This window comes from Paenarthrobacter sp. NPDC092416, from assembly GCF_044755025.1.
Taxonomy (GTDB): Bacteria; Actinomycetota; Actinomycetes; order Actinomycetales; family Micrococcaceae; genus Arthrobacter.
Genome location: NZ_JBIVQG010000002.1, coordinates 390,770 through 415,022, shown reverse-complemented (window position 1 = coordinate 415,022; position 24,253 = coordinate 390,770). Strand labels below are relative to the sequence as shown.

The window sequence follows — 24,253 nt, the reverse complement described above, 5'->3', positions numbered from 1 at the left end:
GCGTGGCCCGGTTGAACGCGTAGGTAAACTGTGGATATGGGGCGCTACAGTGCAGCAGAATTTGGTTTTGGACAAGCCAACGGGCAAGGCAGTCAGCAACACGACTTGTCCTCCACATTCCGGAATCTGTGCCGCTCCTCGCCGTGGAAATGGACGAGTCTCCGGTTCGAATATCTCGAACGTCCCGGCACAGGCGCCACCATGGTCCGGGCATGGCTTCGCAGGCCGGGTGCCCTTCGCCTGGAGACTCCGGACGGCCAACTCCTGCACAGCACCACGGGTATCAACGATTCGAAGGATGACCTGTACGTCAGCGCCACACGCCGGTCCTGGCTGCTGCCCGCACACCTTGTCACCCCCGTCTACGACGACGCCGGCCTGGTCCGGCGACGCCCCGAGGCTGCCTATGGCGAGCCCTCTTTCGGTAACGGTCGGCTCGCGGCTGCCCTGGATCCCGTGGAGCTGGCAGGCAACGCGCCCGTTCCACTCGAGTTCCCGGACTCAAACCGCGTTTCGCTGGAGGAGCCGCGGGAGGTAGACCACGAGGGCCGGCTGGCGCTGGAAACAGTCGTGACGCGAAGCCGCACGTACGTCCCCTCGGATCCCGAGCAACCGCTGGCCCATCCCGGACGAACGCTCATCAGGATCGACGCCGGCACAGGCGTCTGCGTAGCAAGCCAATCTTTGGACGGCGACAGTTCCGGCAAGGGTCACTGGCTGAAAATTCTTGCGGTGGACGAATACATGCTGGACGACCTCTTCCTGGCCGAATCGATGAACCTCACAGACGTCAGACGGCACATTTCCTGGGACATCGGCCCCGCCGCGTAACAAGGGTCGCGCGAAGCGGAATGCCCATTGCCGGGCGCGTCCCAGTGCAGTTTTCGCAGCGCTCATGGTGTAACCCGCCCTGATTCGCGCGGCACGCACGACTACAGTTAGGCTGCACCGATGACCTCGCTCGCGGAAATCTGGCCGCCCTTCGGACTCACGCTCACCACTCCTCGACTGACCATCCGTCCAGTCCTCGACGCCGATATCCCGGCTGCCGTCGCAGCCGCCCGTTCCGGCGTCCACGAGCCAGGCAAGAGCCCATTCAGCACCCCGTGGACAGAGCTTCCGGACGACGAGCTCGCTCCCAACATGGCCCAGTGGTACTGGCGCTGCAGGGCCGGATTTACGGCTGACTCTTGGACACTCCTCCTCGGCGTCTGGCACAACGACGAGCTTTTGGGCGTCCAGGACATCGGCGCCAAGCAGTTCGCGACCCTGAAAACAGTGAGCACCGGCTCCTGGCTCAAGCAGTCCGCGCAAGGGCAAGGCTTCGGCAAGGAGATGCGTGCCGCCGTCGTGAGCTACGCGTTTGACCACCTGCAAGCGGAAGTAGCCGAATCCGAAGCAGCCTCCTGGAACAAACAATCCTTGGGCGTCTCCCTCAGCCTGGGCTACGAACTCAACGGCCTGTTCCGCGACGGCTGGGGCGACAAGGTCGAAGAAGTCCAAAGGGTCCGACTCACCCCCAGCACCTTCAAACGCCCCACTTGGACCCTCAAAGTCCAAGGCCACGAAGAGCTGAAGTCGTACCTGAAGCAGTAGCGTGGCTGCGGCCTCCCGGGAAGGAGCGCATCGCGACGCATCGGACCCCGAAGGTCGCCCAGCGACCTTCGGGGTCCTTTTGCGGTGTGTCTAAGCGACGGCGGGAGGCCGTTGCCGCGCGGCGGTGAACACCGTGCAGCAGCGAACTTAGATTTCAGCCCCTTCGAGCAACTCCGTCACCAAGGCCGCAATCGGCGACCGCTCAGACCGCGTGAGCGTGATGTGCCCGAAGAGCGGATGTCCCTTGAGGGTTTCGACGACGGCGGCTACGCCGTCGTGTCGGCCGACGCGGAGGTTGTCGCGCTGGGCGACGTCGTGGGTCAGCACAATCTTGGAGTTTTGTCCGATGCGGCTCATCACCGTCAGGAGGACGTTCTTTTCCAAGGACTGCGCTTCATCGACGATCACGAAGGCGTCGTGCAGCGAACGGCCACGGATGTGGGTGAGGGGCAGGACCTCGAGCATGCCGCGGTCCATCACTTCTTCCACGACTTCCTGGCTGACCAGCGCACCCAGAGTGTCGAACACGGCTTGCGCCCAGGGGTTCATCTTTTCGGATTCGGAGCCCGGGAGGTAGCCGAGTTCCTGTCCACCCACAGCGTAGAGCGGCCGGAAGACCACTACTTTGCGGTGTTCGCGGCGTTCCAGGACGGCTTCAAGTCCTGCGCAGAGGGCCAAGGCGGACTTGCCGGTGCCTGCGCGCCCGCCGATGGAGACGATGCCGACGGCAGGATCCATGAGCAGGTCGATGGCGAGCCGTTGCTCTGCTGAGCGGCCGTGGAGCCCGAAGACGTCGCGGTCGCCTTTAACAAGCCGGACTTGCTTGTCGGCACCCACGCGTCCCAACGCCGAGCCGCGGTTGGAGAGCAGGACCAAACCGGTGTTGACCGGGAGTTCCGCAGCGGCAGGAATGAAGACGGGTTCGTGTCCGTAGAGCGTGGTGATTTCGTCTTCGCTGGCCTCCACTTCGGCCATGCCGGTCCATCCGGAGTCTTTGACGAGCTCGTTCCGGTATTCGTCGGCATGCAGTCCCATGGCTGAGGCTTTGACGCGCATCGGGAGGTCTTTGGACACCACGGTGACGTTGTGGCCTTCGTTGGCCAGGTTCTTGGCAACGGCCAGGATGCGGCTGTCGTTGTCGCCTCCCCGGAATCCGGCCGGCAGCACTTCGGTGGAAATATGGTTCATTTCGACCCGGAGCAGTCCGCCGTCTTTTCCGATGGGAATGGCGTGGTCCAGCCCGCCGTGTTCTATGCGCAGATCGTCCAGAAGCCGCAAAGCTTTGCGGGCAAAGTAGCCCAGCTCCGGATCGTGGCGTTTGCCCTCAAGCTCTGTGATCACCACTATCGGAACGATGACCTCGTGTTCGGCGAACCGCAGTAGTGCGTGCGGATCGGAGAGCAGAACGGAGGTATCGATCACGTAGCTGCGGCCTGTGGCGGACGTTGCCGTCCGCGCCCCTTCAGGTACCCGCTTGGTGCGAGAGGTAGCTGCACTTTCCCCGTCAGAAACGATTGCGGGCAGTTGCTCAGAAATTGCCACATCAACTCCAGCCCCGGGCGGACGCCCGGCCTAATGGTGAAGCGGCTCGGCCGGAAGGCCGGGCGTGGCCTCCCATGTAACTGGTGCGATGATTCGCTCCATCTACTGGCCTCCCCGATCAGCGGGCGGTTTTGCCTGCTAATGGCATTAACGTATGCCCGCCCGGTTACATTTCCACGGTCTTCCGTCGGCAAGTCGTGTGTCCGGCGTGTGAATTTCCGATGAACCGAATTTCACAAGCCCGTCAGGCAACAGCCTCTTGGGTTTCGGCGCTTAGGAGCCAAAGCGGCGTTGGCGTCCTGCGTAGTCCCGCAGCGCACGGAGGAAGTCCACTTTTCGGAACGCGGGCCATAGCGCTTCGCAGAAGTAGAACTCGCTGTAGGCGCTTTGCCACATCAGGAAACCGGAGAGCCGCTGTTCGCCTGACGTGCGGATCACAAGATCCGGGTCTGGCTGGCCTCGGGTGTACAGGAACCGGGAGATGTCGTCCACTGACAGGTCGTTCGCGACCTCGGTCATGGTCCGCCCCTTGGCCACGGCGTCGTGCATGAGTTCGCGGACGGCGTCGACGATTTCACGGCGTCCGCCATAGCCCACCGCAACGTTCACATGGATCTTTTCGCGGACCGGTGTGCGGGCGGTCAACTTGTTCAGCCGTTCGGCCAGATAGTCCGGCAGGAGCTCGGGAGCGCCCATGGCGTGGACGGAGATGTCAGCGTCCTCGTCCAGCCGGTCCATCGTGTTGGCGATGATGCCCATGAGCAGATCCAGCTCTTCGCCGGAGCGGTTCATGTTATCCGTGGACAGCATGTACAGCGTGACCACCTTGACGCCGAGGTCCTGGCACCACCCCAGGAATTCGAGGATCTTATCGGCGCCGGCCTGGTGCCCTTGGCTGGTGGGGGCGTTGAACTGACGGGCCCATCTGCGGTTGCCATCCACCATGACACCGATGTGCCGGGGGATCTTCCCTTGTTCCAGGGAGCGGAGGAGTTTGCGTTCATAGAAGCCATAGAGGAAACCGGGCATCTCCACCGGACTCTCACCTGACTTCCTTGCTTTACGACGACGACGCACATCCTAGGCTACCTGTCCAAGATGCCAAGTCGGTGCAGTGCACGGTCAAAATCCGGTCCGGCACTCGTTACCGCCGGGTAACTTACCGGAACGTAAGTTACCCTTTAACAATGGCTGAGCTGCTCACAATCAAGCCCGCGTGGCGTGGATGGATCCATGCCGTGGCAACTCCGTTCGCCATCGCCGCGGGCATCGTCCTCGTTGCTCTGGCGCCTACCACCGACAGGAAGATCGCGTCCGCCATCTACGCCGTCACGGGCGTCCTGCTGTTCGGGGTCAGCGCCGTCTACCACCGCGGAAACTGGTCCCCCAAAGTCCGGATGGTCCTGAAACGGCTTGACCACACCAACATCATGCTCGTTATCGCCGGCAGCTACACACCGTTGGCGTGGTCCCTCCTGGAACGCTCGCAGGCCGTAACCTTGCTCTGGGTCATCTGGTCCGGAGCCATAGCCGGCGTGCTTTTCCGAGTGTTGTGGACGCATGCACCGCGCTGGCTCTACGTCCCCATCTATGTTGCGCTGGGATGCGGAGCGTTGTTCTACCTGCCGCAGTTCTTCGCTGCCAACCTTCCCGCCGCGGTCCTCATTTGTGTAGGCGGCGCCCTCTACATTGCCGGCGCGGTGTTCTACGGCATCAAAAAGCCCAACTTCAGCACTCAACACTTCGGATTCCATGAGCTCTTCCACGCGTTCACGGTTCTCGCGTTCGCTGCACACTTTGTGGCGATCATGATGGCGGTCCTTAGCTAGCCACCATCAGCGGCTAGCCACCGGCAACCAGGTGGGCCAGCCGGGACTGCACCTCGCCCACCGTACTCAGCGGCCTGTCACAGACCATCCCGCGGCACAAATACACCTGCGGAGAGCCGTCCACGCCCGCAGTCCTGTGCAACAGCAGCGGCACCTCGCGCCGGCCCGGAGCGGACGCGTCCGCCGGGGACCCGCCGTCGTCCGCCACCTGCAAGGCCACCACCAACCCGGGGCTGGCCGACTTCAACAGTGCGGCGTGCAGTTCCCGCCGGAGCGGCGTGTCGGGTCCGGCGACGGCGGCCTCCACCGGCCCTGCCAGGGCCGCCTGTGCGGTGGCAAGGAGCCAGCCGGCCACACGAGGTGCGCGGGTGGCGATCGGCGGCAACAAACCGAGGATATTTCCGGCCATGGCAAGGTGCGGATGGGACCCGGAGTACGCGGCATAGGACAACAGCGCCCCGGCGAAGCCTGCCGCGCCGCTGGGCGTCGCATTATCGAATGGATCCAGGGATGCATGCTGGCCCTGGGCGTTGAACACCTGCGGGGACTCCCCTGTGGAGTCGGCCAGATGCCCGTTCTCCACAAAGCGCGAACAGGCCGCATCAATCAGGTTTTCGGCGAGGAAGTACCAGCGTTTGGTGCCCGTGACGGCGTACAGCGCAAGGAATCCGTCGGCACAGAACGCGTAGTCCTCCAGGAGTCCGCCGATCCCGCGGGGACGGCCGTCGTGCGAGACACGGACCAGCAGTTGGGCCTGAGCGTCCCAATGGGCGCGCTCGACGTAGTCCGCAACGCCTTCCGCCGCGGCGATCAGCTCTGGCCGGTCAAGGACGGCTCCGGCCTCCGCCAACGCGGAAACGCCCAATCCGTTCCACCCCGCCACCACCTTGTCGTCGCGTGCGGGCTGGTTCCGGAGGCCTCGTGCCGCAAGGAGCTGAGGCCTTACCCGGTCCCACAGCCTTCCTTCGGGCCCTGACAACAGATGACCAGGGTGCAGTGGCGAACCCAACTCGGAGACCGTACCTTCCGCCCCGATGTTCATGATCCTGGCCACGGCCTCGGCGTCGCCGTCACTGAGGACCTCCCGGAGCGTCTCAGGAGTCCACAGGTACGCCGCGCCTTCATGATGGACACCGTCCACCACGGTGTCGGCGTCGAGCGACGATGCCAGTCCCCCTCCAGCGAGCCCCAGGGCCTCCAGCATCCAGTCAGCGCATTGCGAAGCGACCCCGGCAGCTTCATCCGAGGAGAGCACGTCGTTGCCACCGAGCCGCACCCAATGCGTGTAGAGACGCAGCAGTTGGGCATTGTCGTAGAGCATTTTCTCGAAGTGCGGCACAGACCAGTCCGCCGTCACTGAGTACCGGGCGAATCCGCCGTCGAGCTGGTCGCGCAAAGCGGAGCGGGCCATGGCAGCCAGGGACCGGCCGGCCATGTCGCTGGCGGCGTCCGCCGTATCGGACGGAACGGCAGCGTGCCGGATGAGGAACTCCAGAACGGCCGACGGCGGGAACTTGGGGGCGCTGCCGAACCCGCCGGCGTCGAGGTCTTCCGAGCGGGCAAGGAGCCCCACAGCATCAGAGAGCAGTCCTGGTTCGTTGGCTTCCGGCGGGCCTTCAAGCCGGACTGCTGCCGAGATCTGCGCATTGGCCATGGTGGCCGCAAGTCCCCTGGCGCTCTCCTCCACGGCGTCGCGGCGTTCCAGCCAGGCATCGTGGACCGCTTCAAGGACATTGCGGAATGAGGGCCGGCCAGGCATCGGAGTCGGCGGAAAATAGGTGCCGGCATGGAAGGCAAGGCCATCCGGCGTGAGGAAGACGGACATCGGCCATCCACCCTCCCCGCTGATGGCCTGGGTGGCGGTCATGTAAACGGAGTCGACGTCCGGGCGTTCTTCACGGTCCACTTTCACGGGCACAAAGTGGGCGTTCAGGTAGTCCGCGGTTTCTTGATCCTCGAACGACTCATGGGCCATGACGTGGCACCAGTGGCAGGCCGCGTAGCCGATGGAGAGAAAAACGGGAACGTCCCGCTCGGCGGCAAAGGCGAATGCTTCGTCTCCGAACGGGCGCCAATGGACCGGGTTGGCCGCGTGCTGGCGCAAGTAGGCCGACGGCTCCCCGCCCAAGGCGTTGGCTGCCCCGGGCCAGCTGTTTTCGGTGGACTCAGCGGGTCCCGGAAGCGGCATCGCCGTTGCCATCCGCGGTATCGGCACCCTCGGCTTCGGCAGCCAAGCGGGCTTCCTCAACCTGGGCGCGGTACCGGACGCGGCGGATCCGTCGCACCATGTCCACGATCAGGAACGTGGTGAGGATTACGATGAAGGCCGTCAGAACAAAGCCCCACGTTCCGGGCGTCACCTGGTCCTCGGACAGGCCAGGACGCAGGGTTCCCGTGGGGTCCGGCGACGGGCTGACGGTCAGGGCGAGAATCAAGTGGTGCACGTTCAAACCTTCTATGGGAGCTGATGCGTGCCGACTGTTTAGCGCGGCTCACATGAAGACCGCAGGGCAACCCCGCGACTTCTACGAGCGATAGAAACTACCGGCGTTACCTATCTTATCCCCGCGAACAGGTCCTTTTCGGGCAGCTCCGAGGAGACCCTGGACTGGACAAGCGTGTAGTCCTCCCACGGCCATGCCGTTCGCTGCAATTCCGGGGACACCGCGAAGAAGAAACCGACGGGATCGATCTGGGTTCGGTGTGCCCGGAGGGCGTCATCGCGGGCTTCGAAGTAATCGCCACAGTCCACCTGTGTAGTGGTCTTGTGGGCGGGTTCCGGCGGAGTATGGCCTTCGGCATCGGCCTCCAGCCAAGCAGCAAGGCGCTCGGCATACGGCGATTGCAGCCCGGCTTCCTCCAGGGCGAAGTGCAGCGCACGGAACCGTTCCGGACTGAAAGCCCGGTCATAGTAGAGCTTGCTGGGCGTCCAGGCTTCGCCCGTGCCGGGGTAGCGTCCGGCGTCACCGGCGGCCTGGAAGGCCTCCACGGCAACCTTGTGGGCCATGATGTGATCCGGGTGGGGGTAGCCGCCATTTTCGTCGTAGCTGATGATCACGTGCGGCTTGAAGCTGCGTACCAGCCGAACCAACGGCGCGGAAGCGCGCTCCAAGGGCTGCAGCGCAAAACTGCCAGCGGGCAGCGGCGGGAGGGGATCGCCGTCGGGCAGCCCTGAATCCACAAACCCGAGCCAGCGCTGCTGGATCCCCAAGACCTTGGCCGCATTGGCCATCTCCAGGCGGCGGGCGCCCGCCATGTCCCGCTTGGGGTGCGGCGCGTCCTCCATGGCCGGGTTCTGGATGTCACCCCGGGATCCGTCCGTGCACGTGGCAACCATGACCTCGACGCCCGCTGCGGCATACATTGCCATGGTCGCCGCGCCTTTGCTGGACTCGTCGTCCGGATGCGCGTGGACGGCGAGCAGCCGGAGCTGCTGGGCGGAACTGCTGGACGCTGTCACGGGACGGCTCCTTTTTCATGGGCGGTGCTGCGTGGTGGATGGTGAACGGAGGCGCCGGGATCAGCACTAAACTGGATGGGTGACTTCAGAGGACCTTTCGGCCACCGCACACCCGGCAAACAACAGCCTAGCCAATCGCTACGGTGGTCAAAAGCGCGCCCTGACCCGCAAAACAAAGCGCAACATCGTCATTGCCGCGCTCGTGGTGGGCATCGGGTTCATGGCATGGGTGGCCACGTCCTCCGCCCAGGCGCCTGTCACGTTCAAAGACATCGGCTACAGCACCGTGGATGGCACCCAGGCCGAGGTGGACTACCAAGTCACCAAATTCCCCGGAGCCACCGCAAAATGCGCCATCAAAGCCATGGATTCCAAGTTTGCCGTGGTCGGGTGGAAGGTGGTGGAGATCGGTCCCAACGATCCCAAGGCGGGCGCCGACGGCGGCAGTACCACCGCACAGCGCACGGTCCTGCGAACAGAGTCGCCAGCTGTTTCCGGTGTGGTGGACAGCTGCTGGATCGTGGACAGCGGTAAATAACAATCGTGTGAGCCACCTCTCAGCCAGCTTGGGTTTATCCACAGGATTTACTACAATGGATGAAACCTTCACCCCGCTAAGTTGGTTACTGAGTTCCACGAGTGGCCACCTCGGCGGGGTCTTTTGCTTGTCAGATCCATAAGGAGAAATCCGTGTCTACCACCAATAGCGCGCCTGCAGCTTGGCTTACCCAGGAAGCTTTCGACCGCTTGAAGGCTGAGCTGGACCACCTTTCCGGCGCTGGCCGGGCGGAAATCGTCCAGAAGATCGAAGCCGCACGCCAAGAAGGCGACCTCAAGGAAAACGGCGGTTACCACGCAGCCAAGGAAGAGCAGGGCAAGATCGAAGCCCGCATCCGTCAGCTCACTGCACTGCTCCGCGATGCCCAGGTTGGCGAGGCTCCTGCCGACGACGGAATCGTTGAGCCCGGCATGCTGGTCGTTGCCCGGATCGCCGGCGACGAAGAGACCTTCCTGCTCGGCTCCCGCGAAATCGCAGGCGACTCCGATCTCGATGTCTTCAGCGAGAAGTCTCCGCTGGGTGCTGCCATCATCGGCCACAAGGAGGGCGACAAGCTCAGCTACACCGCCCCCAACGGCAAGGACATCCCGGTGGAGATCGTTTCCGCCAAGCCTTACCTCGCCTAAGCAGTTTCAGAACACGACGCCGGCCCGCCCCTTCACGGGGTGGGCCGGCGTTTTTCGTGCCCAGCAACCCAACTAGGTCGCAGTTAAGCGCGTTTTGAGCGTTCAAAACGCGCTCTGCTGCTACTCAGTTGGGTCAGGCGGCGAGTTTGGACTTGGGACGCAGCAGTATTGCGGCAATGATACCGCCGATGGCCCCGCCAAGATGGGCTTGCCAGGAAATAAAGCCCATCACGGTAGGCAGCACGCCGAAGAGGATGCTGCCGTATGCCATGAAGAGCACCACGGAGAGCAGGATCTGCCACCAACTCTTATTGAAGAAGCCCCGGACCAACAGGAACGCGAAGAAGCCAAAGACCAAACCGGAGGCGCCCACAGTGACGCCTCCCCCACCGATGAGCCACACGGTGATGCCGGAGCCGAGCCAGCTGAAGGCCAGCGCTGTGATGAAGACCCTGATTCCGGCGAGGAACACCAGGAAGCCGAAGATGATCAGCGGCAAAGTGTTGGACAGCAGATGATTCAGGTTGGCGTGGAGCAGCGGAAACGTCAGGATGTCCAGGACGCCGCCGAGGTTGCGCGACCTCAACCCAAAGGTGGCGTTCAAGCCGTGCATCATGATCGTGTTCACGAACTCGATCACGTACAGCAGGATCACGAAGCCGCCCATGAACAACAAGCCGCCCTTGGCGCGAACCGCCAAGGAATCCTCGGTTTCGGCCTTCGAGCCGTCAGGCGTTTCGAGCACCATGCGCGCCCCTCCCGTCAGTGCACCACGATCGGCTGGAAGCCCTCGGCCCGCAAGGCACCGAGGACTTGTTCGCCGTGTTCATGGCCCTTTGTTTCCAGGTTGATGGTGATGGAGACATCGCCCATGCTGATGGAGCCACCCAAGCGCGTGTGGTCAAGGCCGGTGACGTTGGCGTCGTTCTCCGCAATGATGCGGGCGATCGTTGCCAGGGAGCCCGGACGGTCATCGAGCATCATGCGGACCGTCATGAAGCGGCCTGCGGCAGAGAGACCGCGCTGAATGACTTTGAGCATCAGCATGGGGTCGATGTTTCCGCCGGAGAGGATGACGGCGGTGTTCCCCGGGTTCTCGATCCTGCCGTCCATGAGCGCAGCCACGCCCACGGCTCCGGCCGGTTCCACTACCATTTTGGCGCGTTCGAGCAGGAAGATCAGTGCACGGGCCAGCGAATCTTCGCTGACGGTCACGACGTCGTCCACGAGTTCGCGAATGATGCTGAAGGGCAACTGCCCGGGTCGACCCACTGCGATGCCGTCCGCCATGGTGGACACTTTCTTGAGCGGCACCAAGGCATCGGCAGCCAACGACGGCGGGTAGGCGGCTGCGTTTTCAGCCTGCACTCCGATGACGCGGATCTCGCGGCCAAGCTCCTTGGCTTTTGCCTTGATGGCGACTGCGACGCCGGCCAGCAGGCCGCCGCCGCCAACTCCCATGACAATGGTGTCGACGTTGGGGATCTGTTCCAGGATCTCAAGGCCGATGGTGCCTTGGCCGGCCACGACATCCACGTTGTCGAAGGGGTGGACGAAGACGGCACCAGTCTCATTGGCATAGCGCTGCGCCTCAGCCAAAGCTTCGTCCACGTTGTGCCCGTGCAGAACAACTTCAGCGCCATGGCTGCGGGTTGCCGCGAGCTTGGGAAGGGCAACGCCAAGCGGCATGTAGATTCGGGCGTTGATGCCCAGGCTCTTGGCCGCTACGGCCACGCCCTGTGCATGGTTACCAGCCGAGGCTGCTACGACGCCGCGCTTCTTTTCGGCGTCGGTAAGTCGCGCCATGCGGACGTAGGCGCCACGGACCTTGAATGATCCGGCGCGCTGGAGGTTCTCACACTTGAAGAAAACATTGCCGCCCACGAGGCTGCCGAGTGCCCTGGACGACTCCACAGGAGTCTTGGTAATAATGCCCTCGAGCAGCTCCTGCGCCTTGAGGACATCGTCCAGCGTGACGGGCAGGGTTTCGAGGGTATTCACTGACTATTCTCCTTTGTTGGTGTCGACTGCAGGGCCCTCCACGGAGGTGCTCCCTGAGGCCTTGGTCTTGCTTGCGGCGCCTTTACCGCCTCGGGATTCGGCTCCGGGAAGGTGAACTTCCCTGAAGTTGGAGTCGCCGCCCGTTTCCGACGATGCGGCTCCAGGCTGCAGCTCCGCTGCTCCCAATCCTTCATCATGTTCCCACGTCCGGCCGGCAATGTAGCGAACCGCCGTATTTACTACGGCGAGCAGCGGCACGGCGAACAAGGCGCCGGGGATCCCTGCGAGGTATGAGCCTGCAGCTACGGAAAGGATCACTGCCACCGGGTGAAGTGCCACGGCTTTGCCCATCACGAGCGGCTGCAGGATGTGGCTTTCCAACTGCTGGACGAGCAAGACGATGGCCAGCATGATCAGGGCATTGACCGGCCCATTGGCTACGAGGGCCAGCAGGACGGCGATCGCGCCCGTGACCAGGGCACCCACCACGGGAATGAACGAGCCGATGAACACCAGCACTGCCAGCGGAAGGGCGAGTGGGACCTGGATGATGGCGGCGCCCACGCCGATGCCTACGGCATCAACAAAAGCCACGAACATCTGGATGCGCACGTAATTGACCATGGACGTCCAGCCGCGGCGACCTGCCCCATCTGCTGCCCTGCGGCCTGCCTTTGGCAGGAGACGAACCAGGAAGGCCCAGATCCGGCTGCCTTCCAGCAGGAAAAAGATGAGGATGAACAACGCCAGGACGAGACCTGCAGCAAAATGGCCCGCGGTGCTGCCGAAGGACAATGCGCCGCTGAGGATGCTGCTGCTGTTGGTCTGCAGCGCGGCCACGCCATCTGAAATGTACTGATCGATTTGGTCTGCGGTCAGGTGCAGTGGACCGTCGGATAACCAGGTCTGAATCTGCTGGATTCCCGCCAGCGCCTCTTGCCACAGTTCGCCGAACCCGGAAACAAGCTGCCGGCCGACCAGGGCGAGCGCACCTGCGATGACACCGATGAAGCCAAGGACTGTGATGGCAACGGCGAGCCCAATGGGGATCTTCCTCTTGCGCAGCCACGCAACCACCGGGTGCAAAAGTCCAGCCAGAAGCGCCGCCACCATGACAGGAATGATGAGGAAGCTGACCTTGCCCAGCAGCCACACCAGCGCGCCGATCATGAGCAGGATCAGGCCCACTCGCCACGACCACGCGGCCGCAATGCGCACCCCGTAGGGAATGTCTTGGGCAATTTTTTGGTCAGAACGGGATCTGGCGTCCGGTGTTGGCGTCATAAGCCCATAATTCCGCAGGCCGCTCCGTAAGGGAAACCGACTCTCCAGAGCTAGAGCGAGGCGGTGATCCCCCATGCCATGGTGAAAGCATCGCCGGGAGCCAGCCAACGCAGCCCGTCGCCGCTGTTGAACGCGTTCGCGGGTCCGGTCATGGGCTCGATGGCCACGGCTTTGGACCGCCCGGGGAAGGTATCGGTGACGAACACGTGGACGTACTGGCAGCTCACGTCTTGTTCCAGGCTGACACTGCGCCCGTCAGGCGCCGACAGCGTGTGGCGCGCCATACCGCCGTCGAACGTCAGATCTGTCAGCGCGACATCCACGTCAAGGCTGCCAACCGAACGACCTGAAGAGAGGTCGAAATCGCCATCCACGACGGCGGTGCTGCGCGGAATCAGTCGCTCATCTGCCACCAGGCGCTTGGCTGCTTTGACAGTGAGGACCAGGTCCTCAGGGGCAATATCACCGAGGCGGAGGTAAGGGTGTGAGCCCAGGACGAAGGGTGCCTGGCTTTGGGAGTCGTTGACCAAGGTTTGCCAGACGCGCAGGTCCAGGTTGGCGTCGAGCTCGTACTTGACCCGGTGCCGGACCAGGAACGGGTAGCCGTGTTGAGGGAAGACCGTGGCTTCCAGAGTGACGGAGAACTCCGATTCGTCCACCAGCGCGTACCCAGCGTTGCGCAGGAGTCCATGGCTGGCGTTGTTGCGCGATACCTCGGTGACATCGAGTTGCTGCTTCTTGCCGTCCAGGTACCAGACGCCGTCCTCCACGCGGTTGGCCCATGGAGCGAGAGTGATGCCTGTGGCGCCCGGCGGAATATCGGCGTCGCCGTAGCTTTCGGTCAATTGCACGCCGCCCTTGCTGTAAAGGCGCAGCCCGGCGGCGAGCTCGGTCACGACGGCGAGCGCATCCCCGCGTCGCAGTTCGAATTGGCGGCCGGTAGCGAAGCGGCGGGGTGCGGATTCATTGCCATTTTCGGCAGGAGACCCGGCTGACGTGGAAGAGGCAGACATGGCAATACCGTACTGCATTTCCGATCACGACAAAGAGACAGTCAATGTTCATTTTTGTTAGAAACTATGTGTTTTTGGTTACTTGTGGAATGATGGATCCATGAGTCGCATCACGAGCACCCGCCTTGCAGACAGCCGCGAGCTGATCTACTTCGACGACCCCGGAACTCCCGAGCGCACACCGGATTCACTGGTGGACCACCGCGAGCTCCCTGTTCGCGGCGAGCCCGGCGAGGTCAGGTACGACGCATTGTCCGGCGAATGGGTGGCAGTAGCCGCACACCGGCAGAGCCGCACGCACCTCCCCCCGGCACACCAGTGCCCCATCTGCCCCACCACGGCTGACAACCCCTCGGAAATCCCCGCGGCAGACTATGACGTGGTCGTCTTTGAGAACCGCTTCCCCTCGCTGGGACCGGCTTTGGGCGACATTCCCCGGCCCCCGGTGGCGGGCAGCGCTGGACACGGCATCAGCGGACCGGCCTTCGGTCGCTGTGAAGTGGTCGCTTTTACGCCCCAGCACACCGGGTCCTTCGCGGAACTCGGCGAAACCCGTGCCCGCACGGTCATCGAGGCATGGGCGCAGCGCACTGAGGCACTCAGTGCGCTGCCTGGCATCCAGCAGGTGTTCCCGTTCGAGAACCGCGGCGCCGACATCGGAGTCACCCTGCACCACCCGCATGGCCAGATTTATGCCTACCCGTATGTCACTCCGCGTGCTGCCACCCTTGGCGCTGTGGCCCGCAAGTACTATGACGACGTCAACGGCAAGGAAACGCTCGCTGCGTCATTGCTTAAGGCAGAGCGCGAAGACGGCAGCCGGATGGTCCTTGAGGCCAAGCACTTCAGCGCGTACGTTCCCTTCGCCGCTCGCTGGCCCTTGGAAATCCACCTCGTTCCGCACCGTAGCGTCCCGGACCTTGCGGCACTCTCAGGCGAAGAACGCGACGAACTCTCCCATGTTTACCTTGACCTCCTGAAGAGGCTGGACGCGCTCTACCCGACGCCCATGCCGTACATCTCCGCTTGGCACCAAGCCCCACTGGAGGCGACCCTGCGCCCGGCGGGCCAATTGCACCTGCAGTTGACGTCACCTCGCCGGGCCGCGGATAAGCTCAAGTACCTGGCCGGCTCAGAAGCTGCCATGGGAGCATTCATCAACGACACCACGCCCGAGGCCGTTGCCGAGCGCCTGCGCAACGTAGCCCCCGGCACCCCGTCCGCCAAGACCCTGGAAGGCACCCGAGCATGACCACCACCACCGACGCCAGCGTCCTCACCTCGCGCTTCCAGGAAACGTTTGGAGCAGCGCCCGACGGCGTGTGGCAGGCTCCCGGCCGCGTCAACCTGATCGGCGAACACACGGACTACAACGAGGGCTTCGTGCTGCCGTTCGCCATCGACAAGACTGCCAAGGTTGCGCTCCGGCTCCGCGACGATTCCCGCGTACGTCTGCTGTCCACGTTCGGCGGACACGGACTGGTAGAGGCTGACCTGGCCGGTTTGGAGCCGGGCACGGGCGAGGGCTGGTCCCGCTACCCTCTGGGTGTTGCCTGGGCGCTGCAGGAGCGTGGCGTGGAGGTTCCGGGCTTTGACTTGCTGCTCGACTCTGACGTTCCCCTTGGCGCTGGGCTTTCCTCGTCCCATGCGATCGAGTGTGCCGTCATCACCGCCCTCAACGAGCTGACGGGCGCCGGTTTCGCGGCGGAGGACCTGGTGCTCGCCACCCAGCGCGCTGAAAACGTGTTCGTTGGCGCCCCCACCGGCATCATGGACCAGTCCGCGTCCCTCCGCGGTGCCAAGGGTCATGCCGTCTTCCTGGACTGCCGCGACCAGCATGTGGACCTCGTTCCCTTCGATGCCGAGGCCTCGGGCCTTGTCCTGCTGGTCATCGACACCAAGGTGTCGCATTCGCACGCCGACGGCGGTTACGCCTCCCGCCGCGCGTCGTGCGAGTTGGGTGCCGAAATTCTTGGGGTCAAAGCACTACGCGACGTCGGCGTGGAGGCTTTGGGAGAAGCTTCCGGACTGCTGGACGAGACGACGCTCCGGCGCGTTCGCCACGTCGTCACCGAAAACGACCGAGTGCTCCAGACCGTGGAAACCCTTGGCACCCGGGGCCCCTCCAGCATCGGTTCGTTGCTGGATGCCAGCCACGTCTCCATGCGGGACGACTTTGAGATCTCCTGCCCGGAGCTCGACCTTGCCGTGGACACGTCCCGGGCGAACGGCGCCATTGGCGCCCGCATGACCGGCGGCGGCTTTGGCGGCTCCGCCATCGCTTTGACTCCGGTGGGCCGGGAGCAGGACGTTCGGGCCGCCGTGGTGCGCGCTTTCGCTGACGCCGGCTACACCGCTCCGGACATTTTCACGGTAACTCCCGCGGCCGGCGCCCTGCGCCTGGCCTGACTCCCAGCCGCCCGGCGTCCTTCCAGACGCCGGGCGTAAGCTGGGGCCATGACTGAGGCTGTTATTGTTTCCACTGCCCGAAGTCCCATTGGCCGAGCCTTCAAAGGCTCCCTCAAGGACGAACGTCCCGACGATCTTGCGACCGCCATGGTGCAGGCCGCACTCGCGAAAATTCCCGGTTTTGATCCAGCCGACGACAGACGCGGACTCGATGACCTCTTGCTGGGTTGCGCTGAACCGAGCGGTGAAGCCGGCTCCAATATGGCCCGTGTGGTCGCCGTCCTTGCTGGACTGGACCGAGTGCCCGCGGCCACGATCAACCGGTTCTGCGCGTCAAGCCTGCAGACCCTGCGCATGGCGTTCCATGCCATCAAGTCCGGCGAAGCCCAGGCGATCGTTTCGGCAGGCGTCGAAAGTGTGTCGCGGTACCAGAACTGGGCCGGGGCCGGCGAGACCGACGCTGCCAACCACAATCCCCTTTTTGAATCAGCAGCCCAGCGTACCGTAGCCCGCGCGGCGTCGAACATTCCCTGGACCGATCCCCGGCTCGGCGGACGGCTGCCAGATGTCTACATCGCCATGGGCCAGACAGCCGAAAACGTTGCCACCAGTTATGGCATCAGCCGTGCCGAGCAGGACGCGTGGGGCGTTCTCAGCCAGAACCGCGCCGAGGCCGCGATCGCGTCAGGTTTCTACTCGCGCGATATCACTCCATACTCCCGCAAAGACGGGGTGGTGGTTGAGCGTGACGATTCGCCCCGGCCAGGAGTCACCATGGAGGCTGTCTCCTCTTTGCAGCCAGTGTTCCGTCCAGAGGGCACCGTGACAGCCGGCAATGCGTGCCCGCTAAACGACGGAGCGGCCGCCGTGGTTGTCATGAGCGACACCCGGGCGCGCGAGCTGGGCCTCCAACCCCTGGCACGCGTGATCTCCACCGGCATTAGCGCTCTCTCGCCTGAACTGATGGGCATGGGACCCGTCGAATCCACGCGTCGCGCGTTGGCAATTGCGGGCCTCACCATCGACGACATCGACCTTGTGGAACTCAACGAGGCCTTCGCTGTGCAAGTGGTGGCCAGCGCTCGTGAACTCGGCATCGACCCGCAAAAACTGAACGTCCATGGCGGCGCGATTGCCCTGGGCCACCCGTTCGGCATGACCGGCGCACGGATGACCAGCACGCTCCTCAACGGCTTGAAGGAGCGTGACGGGACGCTTGGATTGGCCACGCTATGCGTTGGCGGTGGACAGGGAATGGCCGTGGTCTTCGAGCGGCTTAGCTAATAAGGCCCTCTCCACATGAAAATTGCCCCCGAAGACGAATCTTCGGGGGCAATTCAATGCTGTACCGCTGAAATTAGTCGTCGCCGCGCAGAATTGCCAGCAAGCGGATGATTTCGACGTAGAGCCATACCAGCGTGACCGTCAAGCCGAAGGCCGCAGTCCAGGAGTAGCGCTCCGGGGCACCGGCGCGAACACCTTCTTCGATGCTGGTGAAGTCCATGATCAGCGAGAACGCTGCCAAGCCGATGGCCAGAATGCCGATGAACACACCCAGCGGAATGCCTGCGATCGTGATGCTGGTGCGAAGGCCGAAGGGCTCGTCCACGGCGCCGGTCCACATCATGACGAGGTTGATCACGGCGAACACGGCGTAGCCGATGGTGGCGATCATGAAGAAGCGCACCAGCTTGGGCGTCGCACGGACCTTGCCGTTCTTGAAGAGCAGCAGCGTCACGCCGAACACAGCCAATGTACCGATGACGGCCTGCAGCCCAACGCCCGGGTACATGGCATCCAGGAAGCGGGTCAGGCCACCCAGGAAGAGGCCTTCAAGACCTGCATAAGCAAGGATGAGCGCCGGTGACGGCTGCTTCTTGAACGTGTTGACGAGCGCCAGCACGAAGCCGCCAAGCGCACCCACGATCATGAGCATGGTGGACAGGGCCGGGGCCACAAAGAGCGTCACGGCAGCGCCCAGGACGAGTACCACCAAACATGCGACGGTCTTCATGATGACGTCGTCATAGGTCATGCGCCCGGTATCAGCCGGACCTGCAGCAGGCTGGTTGTACATCTGCTGCAGTTGCTCGTTGGTCATGTTCTGCTGCTGGGCAGCCCATGCTGCCTGGCCGTCCATGACCTGGCCGGGCGCGCGGCCCGGGACCTGGTTGAACTGCTGGCCGTACGGATACTGCGGTACAGGCGGTGCCTGTTTGGCTCCACGGAAATTCTTTCCGTTGAAGATCGGGTTTCCGCCAAGTGCCATTGCGGTTGTCCTCCTGAAAAAGGGCTAAGTGATAATTTACGGTACCAATTACCACGTGCCGTGGGCAGGGAAAGTTCCCTTGTTCACCCATACGCAACGCAACCGTGACCCGAAATAGGAACTGTGTCACTCGGGTGGGTGCTTCCCGCGCGTCCCCGACCGTTTAGAAGCACCTTGAAACAACAAAGGTTTACTTAAGCGGCGCTACATCAATAGTTGCCTCTGGCTTCACAGTTGTTATCCGATCGCGATCTTAGGAGCCCTTCGGGGTGCATTCTTTGCGTGCACCGAGCGGTAACATAGGCCACACATGGGTGACTTAGATCACAAAAGAGGCAGCTAGGCAAGAACTGTTCACGAGCCCCATGACCGTTCGCACCGGCTGCAAAGGCGCAGCCGGGACCACCCCCACTGTGGAGGTTTCCATTTTGAGAAGCACACTGCGCGACCCGTCCATGAGACGGTCCAAAGGACTGCAGAGAATCGTGGGGGCGTTTTTCGCAGCCCTCATCGCAACTCTGCTGATCGCCGCCCCCGCGGCGGAGGCAACCACCCCCTCGCCTTCGCCCTCACCGACGAATTTCCAGAACAACATCAGCGGTTTCCTCCGTGACGATGCCCGGGCCCCCATCCCGGGCGTGAAGATCACAGCCAAGGGCAACGGATTCGAGGGCGATGCCACATCCGGAGCCAATGGCGCATGGACCATTGGCGTCCCCGTCCAGGGCACTTACACCGTTGAGCTGGACACCTCCACCTTGCCGGAGGGCATCACACTGGCCGAAGGCCAGCAGAACCCCCGTGATGTCACGTTCAGCCAAACCTCGAACCTGTCCGTGATCTTTGCCTTCGGTAAAGGCATCGTGATCCAGCAACAGGACTTCGGCCAGAACCTCCTCAACCGTTTGGTTGCGGGCCTGAGCTTTGGCCTTCTGCTCGCGCTTGCATCCGTGGGCCTGTCCTTGATCTTCGGTACCACCGGCCTCACCAACTTCGCCCACGGTGAGATGGTCACGCTCGGCGCGGTCCTGGTCTTTATGTTCAACGGCTTTGGCCTGCCCTTCTGGCTGGCAATCCTGCTGGCGCTGGTGGGTGGCGGCCTGTTCGGCTACGTCCAGGACGCAGGACTCTGGCGCCCGCTGCGCCGGCGAGGCACGAGCCTGGTCCCCATGATGATCGTCAGCATCGGTTTGGCACTCGCCATTCGCTACGTCATCCAGTTCTACTTCGGCGGTGCCACGCAGCAACTGCCTGGAGCCCAAAGCGCAGAAATCCAGCTTGGCCCCGTGTCGATCTCCCCGAACAACCTGTGGTCGCTGATCATCAGTGCCGTGGTGATCGCCTTGATCGGCATCGTGCTGCTGAAGACCCGCTTGGGCAAAGCAACGCGTGCAGTGGCAGACAACCCGGCATTGGCAGCTGCCTCAGGCATCGACGTCGACTCCGTGATCCGCATCGTGTGGATCGTCGGCGGCGTCCTCGCCTCACTCGGCGGCATCCTCTGGGCCTACTACCGGCCAGGCGTCACCTTCGACATGGGCTCGCAGATCCTGCTGCTCATCTTCGCAGGCGTGACCCTCGGCGGTTTGGGAACCGTGTTCGGTGCCTTGATCGGTTCGATCGTCGTAGGCATCTTTGTGGAGCTGACCACCGTGTTCGGTCTCCCCGCCGACCTCAAGTACGTCGGCGCCTTGTTCATCATGATTGTTGTTCTTCTGTTCCGACCGCAGGGTATCCTCGGCCGGCGTGAGCGTGTGGGTTAGGAGCGGGCCATGGATTTCGGGTTTATTTTCTCCAGCGCCCTCGGCGAATTGTTCAGTCCGACGACGGCGGCCTACGCACTTGCTGCTTTGGGCCTCGCCGTTCACTTCGGCTACTCAGGCCTGCTCAACTTCGGCCAAGCAGGATTCATGGCCGTGGGTGCCTATGGCTTCGCCATCTCCACCCTGACCTTCAAGACACCGTTCTTCATCAGCCTGCTCATCGCAGTGCTGTGCTCGGTGATCTTCGCGTTCATCCTGGGTATCCCCACGCTGCGGTTGCGGGCCGATTACCTGGCAATCGTGACCATCGCCGCCGCGGAAATCGTGCGCTATGTGGTCACCACCAACCAGCTCACCGGTGTCACAGGCTCCGCTAACGGCTTGGCCGCTTTTGAGGGCAGCTTCTACTCCATGAATCCCTTCCCCGAAGGGTCCTACATGGGCATGAACAACCGCGACTTCTTCATACGCGTGGTCGGCTGGGGCCTGGTTATCATTTGCTGCCTGCTCGTCTGGCTGCTGATGCGCAGCCCCTGGGGCCGTGTCCTCAAGGGCATCCGCGAAGACGAAAACGCTGTTCGTTCCTTGGGCAAGAACGTTTACTCCTACAAGATGCAGGCCCTCATCATCGGTGGCGTCCTTGGCGCCTTGGCAGGCATGATCTTCACGCTCCCCCGCGGCGCAGTCCAACCTTCCAACTACGGCACAGAACTCACGTTCTTCCTATGGACCTGCCTCCTCCTGGGCGGCATGGCAACGGTCCTGGGGCCCGTGATTGGAGCAATGATCTTCTGGGTTGTGCTCTCCCTGACCCAGAGCCTGCTCTACGGGCTCATCGAGTCCGGAGCGGTCACCTGGCTGACCACCGTCCAGGCAGGCCAGCTGCGCTACATCCTGGTGGGCGTTGCGCTGATGCTCCTGATGATCTTCCGCCCGCAAGGCGTCTTCGGCAATAAGAAGGAGCTTGCTTTCGCATGAGTGAGACCAACGAACAAAATATTGACTACATGACCGATTCCCGGCCCATCGCGGTCGGGGAAAACATCCCCGGATGCAAGAAGCGTGATCCGATCGTGGTGGCCGAGAACGTCACGCGTTCCTTCGGTGGCATCAACGCCGTCGATGTTGAATACCTCGAAATCCCGCGCCACAAGATCACGGCCCTGATCGGCCCCAACGGCGCCGGCAAGACCACGCTGTTCAACCTGCTGACCGGGTTCGATACGCCGAACAGCGGCAAGTGGCAGTTCGAAGGCAACAGCCTGGCCGGCGTTTCCTCCTACAAAGTGGCACGCATGGGCATGGTTCGTACTTTCCAGTTGACCAAGGTCATGGGAAAGCTCACGGTCATGGAGAACATGCGGCTGGGCGCTGCCAACCAGCCAGGCGAACGTCTCTCCAACGCCCTCTTCAAGGGCATCTGGGGCAGCCGCGAGAAGGAGATCACCGCGCAGGCCGACATTCTTCTGGAGAAGTTCAAGCTGGATACGAAGAAGGACGACTACGCGGCGTCCCTCTCCGGCGGTCAGCGAAAGCTCCTGGAAATGGCCCGCTCCCTCATGGTCCGGCCAAAACTCGTCATGCTCGACGAGCCCATGGCAGGCGTGAACCCGGCGCTGACCCAGTCATTGCTGGACCACATCAAGAACCTCAAGGCCGAAGGCATGACCGTGCTCTTCGTGGAGCACGATATGAACATGGTGCGGCACATCGCCGACTGGGTGGTGGTCATGGCAGAAGGAAAGGTCGTGGCCGAAGGACCTCCAGGAGAGGTCATGAAGAACCCGGCCGTGATCGACGCTTACTTGGGCGCCCACCACGACGTCGATCTCGGCGACGCCGAAGGCATCAGGGAACTCGAGGCCGAACTCGAAGCTGACGAGGAATCGGTGGTTGGCACCGAAGACGCCGGCATCCTGTCCGACATCATCGAAACGAAGCAGGAGGACGAGAAATGAGCGCCACCAGCGCCATGCCCGCCCCAGCAGGAACGCCCGCGGACGATTCGGTGGTCAAGGTCACCAACCTCGTCGCTGGCTACCTCCCCGGAGTCAACATCCTTAACGGATGCAGCATCGAAGCCCGCAAAGGCGAACTAATCGGGATCATCGGCCCCAACGGTGCCGGCAAGTCGACCCTTCTCAAAGCCATGTTCGGCTTGGTGAAAGTCCACTCCGGCACTGTTGTGGTGCGTGGCCAGGACCTCACCGGTTTGAAGGCCAATAAGTTGGTCACCCAAGGTGTTGGCTTTGTGCCGCAGACAAACAACGTGTTCTCGACACTCACCATCGAAGAAAACCTCCAGATGGGCATGTTCCAGCGGCCAAAGGTATTTGCCGAACGCTTTGACTTCGTCACCAGCCTGTTCCCGGAGTTGGGCAAGCGCCGCGCCCAGCGTGCCGGGTCCCTGTCCGGAGGCGAGCGCCAAATGGTCGCCATGGGCAGGGCACTCATGATGGATCCGGCGGTACTGCTGTTGGACGAGCCTTCTGCAGGCCTCTCCCCCGTCAAGCAGGATGAAACCTTCCTTCGCGTCCACGAGATCAACCGTGCAGGTGTGTCCGTGATCATGGTGGAACAGAACGCCCGCCGCTGCCTGCAGATCTGCGACCGCGGCTACGTCCTGGACCAAGGAAAGGACGCATACACAGGTACGGGTCGGGAACTCATGAAGGACCCCAAGGTGATCCAGCTGTACTTGGGTACTTTGGCCGACGAAGTCGAGTAGACCCGCACCACGTCAACAGCCAGGGCCCCGGGTTTTCCCGGGGCCCTGGCTGTGTCCTTGCGGGTTCCGTTTCAGGACTCCCCTTTGCGGGGCCCACTCTGCGCCCCAAACCCACCCCCACCCCACACTGCGGGGCCCGCTCTGCGCCCCAAACCCACCCCAACCCACGCACACCAGGCCCCACAACACACCACCCACTGCGAGGCCCACGTTGCGGGGCCCACTCTGCGCCCCAAACCCACCCCAACCCACGCACACCAGGCCCCACAACACATCCCCACGCTCCTGGTGGCATGCTGGACCAATGACTGCCGCCATCACCAACAAGCAGCTCAGCCTGTTGAGCTTGTGGCTTGGGAACTACACCGTGCTCCACGATTACTCTTGGCCGCTGCAGGACACCACTGTGCTGCATGTGTCCACACCGGGGAGCGGGGAGTGCATCATCAAGGCAAGCGTGACCAGCCACCACATACGAAGGGAAATATCCGCCTACTCCAATGGACTGCCCGGCCTCGAAGGCAAGGTCCCGGTCCTGAAGCATGCAGCCCCTGACGCAGGACTTCTTGTGACGAGCTACTTGCCCGGAGTATTGGTTGCCGGAACAGCCGCCGAAACGGCTCCTGAGACGTATCGGCAGGCAGGAGCCCCGCTTGCCACCCTCCATCGGCCAGTTGGAACGTCGCGCGACTACGCCGTTTCGCTGGCGAAAAAGACACATTCGTGGATCAACCGAGCCCACGGACTTGTGCCGGAGGATAAACTCCGCCGCCTCGCCGCTGATCTCGCGGCCCTGGATCCGGGTCCAGCACAGCTTGTGACCACCCATGGCGACTACCAGCCAAGGAACTGGCTGCACGAACACGGGACAGTCAAAGTCATCGACTTCGGGCGGGCTGAGGCACGGCCTTGGGTGCACGACCTGGTCCGACTCAGCCATCAACAGTTGCTGGCCAGCCCCGGGCTCTCAGCGGCCTTCTACGACGGTTTCGGCAGAGGGGTCTCATCAGACAGCGAGCGGGCTCTGTGGAGGCTGGAAAACCTGAACCAGGCAATCGGAACGGTGGTGTGGGCCCACCAAGTGGGCGACCCTGGGTTTGAACAGCAAGGGCTCGGCATGGTGGACCGCGCGCTGGGAGGCTTCGAACCGATGGATGTCCGGCGCTGATCGCCC

Annotated in this window: 23 protein-coding genes; 13 read left to right on the top strand and 10 right to left on the bottom strand. The window is 63.0% G+C overall.

What is annotated here, in order from left to right; translation table 11 throughout:
* The first annotated feature begins 36 nt into the window (after positions 1–36).
* Both ACIQC5_RS06105 and ACIQC5_RS06100 read left to right on the top strand, forming a co-directional pair.
* Positions 37–831 (top strand): hypothetical protein, encoded by a 795-nt coding sequence (locus tag ACIQC5_RS06105; protein WP_400279462.1) that lies wholly within the window; start codon positions 37–39, stop codon positions 829–831.
* A 120-nt stretch (positions 832–951) separates the two neighbouring features.
* Positions 952–1,596: a GNAT family N-acetyltransferase gene (locus ACIQC5_RS06100; RefSeq protein ID WP_400279459.1), complete on the top strand. Its 645-nt coding sequence runs from the start codon at positions 952–954 to the stop codon at positions 1,594–1,596.
* 147 nt (positions 1,597–1,743) lie between these two features.
* On the opposite strand, the gene ACIQC5_RS06095 is transcribed toward ACIQC5_RS06100, so the two are convergent.
* Together ACIQC5_RS06095 and ACIQC5_RS06090 are read right to left on the bottom strand one after the other, a co-directional pair.
* Positions 1,744–3,138: a PhoH family protein gene (locus ACIQC5_RS06095; RefSeq protein ID WP_400279457.1), complete on the bottom strand. Its 1,395-nt coding sequence runs from the start codon at positions 3,136–3,138 to the stop codon at positions 1,744–1,746.
* 273 nt (positions 3,139–3,411) lie between these two features.
* A complete protein-coding gene (locus ACIQC5_RS06090) occupies positions 3,412–4,173 on the bottom strand; it encodes an isoprenyl transferase (RefSeq protein WP_400279454.1) in 762 nt (253 codons plus the stop codon).
* 152 nt (positions 4,174–4,325) lie between these two features.
* Here ACIQC5_RS06090 and ACIQC5_RS06085 point away from each other — a divergent pair, with 152 nt between their 5' ends.
* Positions 4,326–4,967 carry a hemolysin III family protein gene (locus ACIQC5_RS06085; RefSeq protein WP_400279452.1) on the top strand — a complete coding sequence of 214 codons (642 nt, stop codon included), beginning with the start codon at positions 4,326–4,328 and terminating at the stop codon, positions 4,965–4,967.
* 13 nt (positions 4,968–4,980) lie between these two features.
* Here the strand turns inward: ACIQC5_RS06085 and ACIQC5_RS06080 are convergent, their stop codons facing one another.
* The 3 genes from ACIQC5_RS06080 to mca form a co-directional block, all read right to left on the bottom strand.
* Entirely contained in the window at positions 4,981–7,155 is a 2,175-nt protein-coding gene (locus ACIQC5_RS06080) for a thioredoxin domain-containing protein (protein WP_400279449.1), read from the bottom strand.
* Positions 7,133–7,411: a hypothetical protein gene (locus tag ACIQC5_RS06075; protein WP_400279445.1), complete on the bottom strand. Its 279-nt coding sequence runs from the start codon at positions 7,409–7,411 to the stop codon at positions 7,133–7,135. Before ACIQC5_RS06075 ends, ACIQC5_RS06080 begins: the two co-directional genes overlap by 23 nt.
* Before the next feature lie 110 nt (positions 7,412–7,521).
* Positions 7,522–8,427: a mycothiol conjugate amidase Mca gene (mca, locus tag ACIQC5_RS06070; RefSeq protein WP_400279442.1), complete on the bottom strand. Its 906-nt coding sequence runs from the start codon at positions 8,425–8,427 to the stop codon at positions 7,522–7,524.
* 79 nt (positions 8,428–8,506) lie between these two features.
* Here mca and ACIQC5_RS06065 point away from each other — a divergent pair, with 79 nt between their 5' ends.
* A complete protein-coding gene (locus tag ACIQC5_RS06065; RefSeq protein ID WP_400279439.1) occupies positions 8,507–8,965 on the top strand; it encodes a DUF4307 domain-containing protein in 459 nt (152 codons plus the stop codon).
* 152 nt (positions 8,966–9,117) lie between these two features.
* Positions 9,118–9,612 (top strand): transcription elongation factor GreA, encoded by a 495-nt coding sequence (gene greA / locus ACIQC5_RS06060; RefSeq protein WP_400279437.1) that lies wholly within the window; start codon positions 9,118–9,120, stop codon positions 9,610–9,612.
* 133 nt (positions 9,613–9,745) lie between these two features.
* On the opposite strand, the gene ACIQC5_RS06055 is transcribed toward greA, so the two are convergent.
* The 4 genes from ACIQC5_RS06055 to ACIQC5_RS06040 are packed head-to-tail and all read right to left on the bottom strand — an operon-like array spanning position 9,746 to position 13,910.
* Complete coding sequence (locus ACIQC5_RS06055) at positions 9,746–10,360, bottom strand: rhomboid family intramembrane serine protease (RefSeq protein WP_400279435.1); 615 nt, start codon at positions 10,358–10,360, stop codon at positions 9,746–9,748.
* Positions 10,361–10,374: 14 nt separating this feature from the next.
* Positions 10,375–11,613 carry a threonine ammonia-lyase gene (ilvA, locus tag ACIQC5_RS06050; RefSeq protein ID WP_400279433.1) on the bottom strand — a complete coding sequence of 413 codons (1,239 nt, stop codon included), beginning with the start codon at positions 11,611–11,613 and terminating at the stop codon, positions 10,375–10,377.
* Positions 11,614–11,616: 3 nt separating this feature from the next.
* Entirely contained in the window at positions 11,617–12,897 is a 1,281-nt protein-coding gene (locus ACIQC5_RS06045) for an AI-2E family transporter (protein WP_400279431.1), read from the bottom strand.
* Positions 12,898–12,947: 50 nt separating this feature from the next.
* Complete coding sequence (locus ACIQC5_RS06040; protein ID WP_400279428.1) at positions 12,948–13,910, bottom strand: aldose 1-epimerase family protein; 963 nt, start codon at positions 13,908–13,910, stop codon at positions 12,948–12,950.
* Positions 13,911–14,010: 100 nt separating this feature from the next.
* Here ACIQC5_RS06040 and galT point away from each other — a divergent pair, with 100 nt between their 5' ends.
* Genes galT through ACIQC5_RS06025 form a run of 3 tightly spaced genes read left to right on the top strand, consistent with a single transcriptional unit; the run spans position 14,011 to position 17,603 of the window.
* Positions 14,011–15,162 (top strand): galactose-1-phosphate uridylyltransferase, encoded by a 1,152-nt coding sequence (gene galT / locus ACIQC5_RS06035; RefSeq protein ID WP_400279426.1) that lies wholly within the window; start codon positions 14,011–14,013, stop codon positions 15,160–15,162.
* Positions 15,159–16,319: a galactokinase gene (gene galK, locus ACIQC5_RS06030; RefSeq protein ID WP_400279423.1), complete on the top strand. Its 1,161-nt coding sequence runs from the start codon at positions 15,159–15,161 to the stop codon at positions 16,317–16,319. The genes galT and galK overlap by 4 nt, the downstream gene beginning before the upstream one ends.
* A 48-nt stretch (positions 16,320–16,367) precedes the next feature.
* Positions 16,368–17,603, top strand: coding sequence for an acetyl-CoA C-acetyltransferase (locus tag ACIQC5_RS06025; protein ID WP_400279421.1), 1,236 nt, complete (start codon positions 16,368–16,370; stop codon positions 17,601–17,603).
* 73 nt (positions 17,604–17,676) lie between these two features.
* Here ACIQC5_RS06025 and ACIQC5_RS06020 read toward each other — a convergent pair whose 3' ends face one another.
* Positions 17,677–18,588, bottom strand: a complete 912-nt coding sequence (locus tag ACIQC5_RS06020; RefSeq protein ID WP_400279418.1) for a Bax inhibitor-1/YccA family protein — start codon at positions 18,586–18,588, stop codon at positions 17,677–17,679.
* A 455-nt stretch (positions 18,589–19,043) separates the two neighbouring features.
* On the opposite strand from ACIQC5_RS06020, the gene ACIQC5_RS06015 reads away from it, so the two are divergent.
* The 5 genes from ACIQC5_RS06015 to ACIQC5_RS05995 all read left to right on the top strand — a co-directional run bounded on the left by ACIQC5_RS06015 (position 19,044) and on the right by ACIQC5_RS05995 (position 24,247).
* Positions 19,044–20,351 carry a branched-chain amino acid ABC transporter permease gene (locus ACIQC5_RS06015; RefSeq protein WP_400279415.1) on the top strand — a complete coding sequence of 436 codons (1,308 nt, stop codon included), beginning with the start codon at positions 19,044–19,046 and terminating at the stop codon, positions 20,349–20,351.
* Positions 20,352–20,360: 9 nt separating this feature from the next.
* On the top strand, positions 20,361–21,329 hold the full coding sequence (locus ACIQC5_RS06010) for a branched-chain amino acid ABC transporter permease (RefSeq protein ID WP_400279413.1): 969 nt from the start codon (positions 20,361–20,363) through the stop codon (positions 21,327–21,329).
* On the top strand, positions 21,326–22,309 hold the full coding sequence (locus ACIQC5_RS06005; RefSeq protein WP_400279410.1) for an ABC transporter ATP-binding protein: 984 nt from the start codon (positions 21,326–21,328) through the stop codon (positions 22,307–22,309). The genes ACIQC5_RS06010 and ACIQC5_RS06005 overlap by 4 nt, the downstream gene beginning before the upstream one ends.
* Positions 22,306–23,079, top strand: a complete 774-nt coding sequence (locus ACIQC5_RS06000; protein ID WP_400279408.1) for an ABC transporter ATP-binding protein — start codon at positions 22,306–22,308, stop codon at positions 23,077–23,079. The genes ACIQC5_RS06005 and ACIQC5_RS06000 overlap by 4 nt, the downstream gene beginning before the upstream one ends.
* A gap of 304 nt (positions 23,080–23,383) precedes the next feature.
* Positions 23,384–24,247: an aminoglycoside phosphotransferase family protein gene (locus tag ACIQC5_RS05995; RefSeq protein WP_400279406.1), complete on the top strand. Its 864-nt coding sequence runs from the start codon at positions 23,384–23,386 to the stop codon at positions 24,245–24,247.
* The last annotated feature ends 6 nt before the right edge of the window (positions 24,248–24,253 follow it).

What these genes read in the sequence shown, in the direction of transcription:
- ACIQC5_RS06105 (WP_400279462.1), top strand. Translation starts at nt 37, where the DNA reads ATGGGGCGCTACAGTGCAGCAGAATTTGGTTTTGGACAAGCCAACGGG.
- ACIQC5_RS06100 (WP_400279459.1), top strand. Translation starts at nt 952, where the DNA reads ATGACCTCGCTCGCGGAAATCTGGCCGCCCTTCGGACTCACGCTCACC.
- ACIQC5_RS06085 (WP_400279452.1), top strand. Translation starts at nt 4,326, where the DNA reads ATGGCTGAGCTGCTCACAATCAAGCCCGCGTGGCGTGGATGGATCCAT.
- ACIQC5_RS06080 (WP_400279449.1), bottom strand. Translation starts at nt 7,155, where the DNA reads ATGCCGCTTCCGGGACCCGCTGAGTCCACCGAAAACAGCTGGCCCGGG.
- ACIQC5_RS06055 (WP_400279435.1), bottom strand. Translation starts at nt 10,360, where the DNA reads ATGGTGCTCGAAACGCCTGACGGCTCGAAGGCCGAAACCGAGGATTCC.
- ACIQC5_RS06045 (WP_400279431.1), bottom strand. Translation starts at nt 12,897, where the DNA reads ATGACGCCAACACCGGACGCCAGATCCCGTTCTGACCAAAAAATTGCC.
- ACIQC5_RS06040 (WP_400279428.1), bottom strand. Translation starts at nt 13,910, where the DNA reads ATGTCTGCCTCTTCCACGTCAGCCGGGTCTCCTGCCGAAAATGGCAAT.
- galT (WP_400279426.1), top strand. Translation starts at nt 14,011, where the DNA reads ATGAGTCGCATCACGAGCACCCGCCTTGCAGACAGCCGCGAGCTGATC.
- galK (WP_400279423.1), top strand. Translation starts at nt 15,159, where the DNA reads ATGACCACCACCACCGACGCCAGCGTCCTCACCTCGCGCTTCCAGGAA.
- ACIQC5_RS06025 (WP_400279421.1), top strand. Translation starts at nt 16,368, where the DNA reads ATGACTGAGGCTGTTATTGTTTCCACTGCCCGAAGTCCCATTGGCCGA.
- ACIQC5_RS06020 (WP_400279418.1), bottom strand. Translation starts at nt 18,588, where the DNA reads ATGGCACTTGGCGGAAACCCGATCTTCAACGGAAAGAATTTCCGTGGA.
- ACIQC5_RS06015 (WP_400279415.1), top strand. Translation starts at nt 19,044, where the DNA reads ATGAGACGGTCCAAAGGACTGCAGAGAATCGTGGGGGCGTTTTTCGCA.
- ACIQC5_RS06010 (WP_400279413.1), top strand. Translation starts at nt 20,361, where the DNA reads ATGGATTTCGGGTTTATTTTCTCCAGCGCCCTCGGCGAATTGTTCAGT.
- ACIQC5_RS06005 (WP_400279410.1), top strand. Translation starts at nt 21,326, where the DNA reads ATGAGTGAGACCAACGAACAAAATATTGACTACATGACCGATTCCCGG.
- ACIQC5_RS06000 (WP_400279408.1), top strand. Translation starts at nt 22,306, where the DNA reads ATGAGCGCCACCAGCGCCATGCCCGCCCCAGCAGGAACGCCCGCGGAC.
- ACIQC5_RS05995 (WP_400279406.1), top strand. Translation starts at nt 23,384, where the DNA reads ATGACTGCCGCCATCACCAACAAGCAGCTCAGCCTGTTGAGCTTGTGG.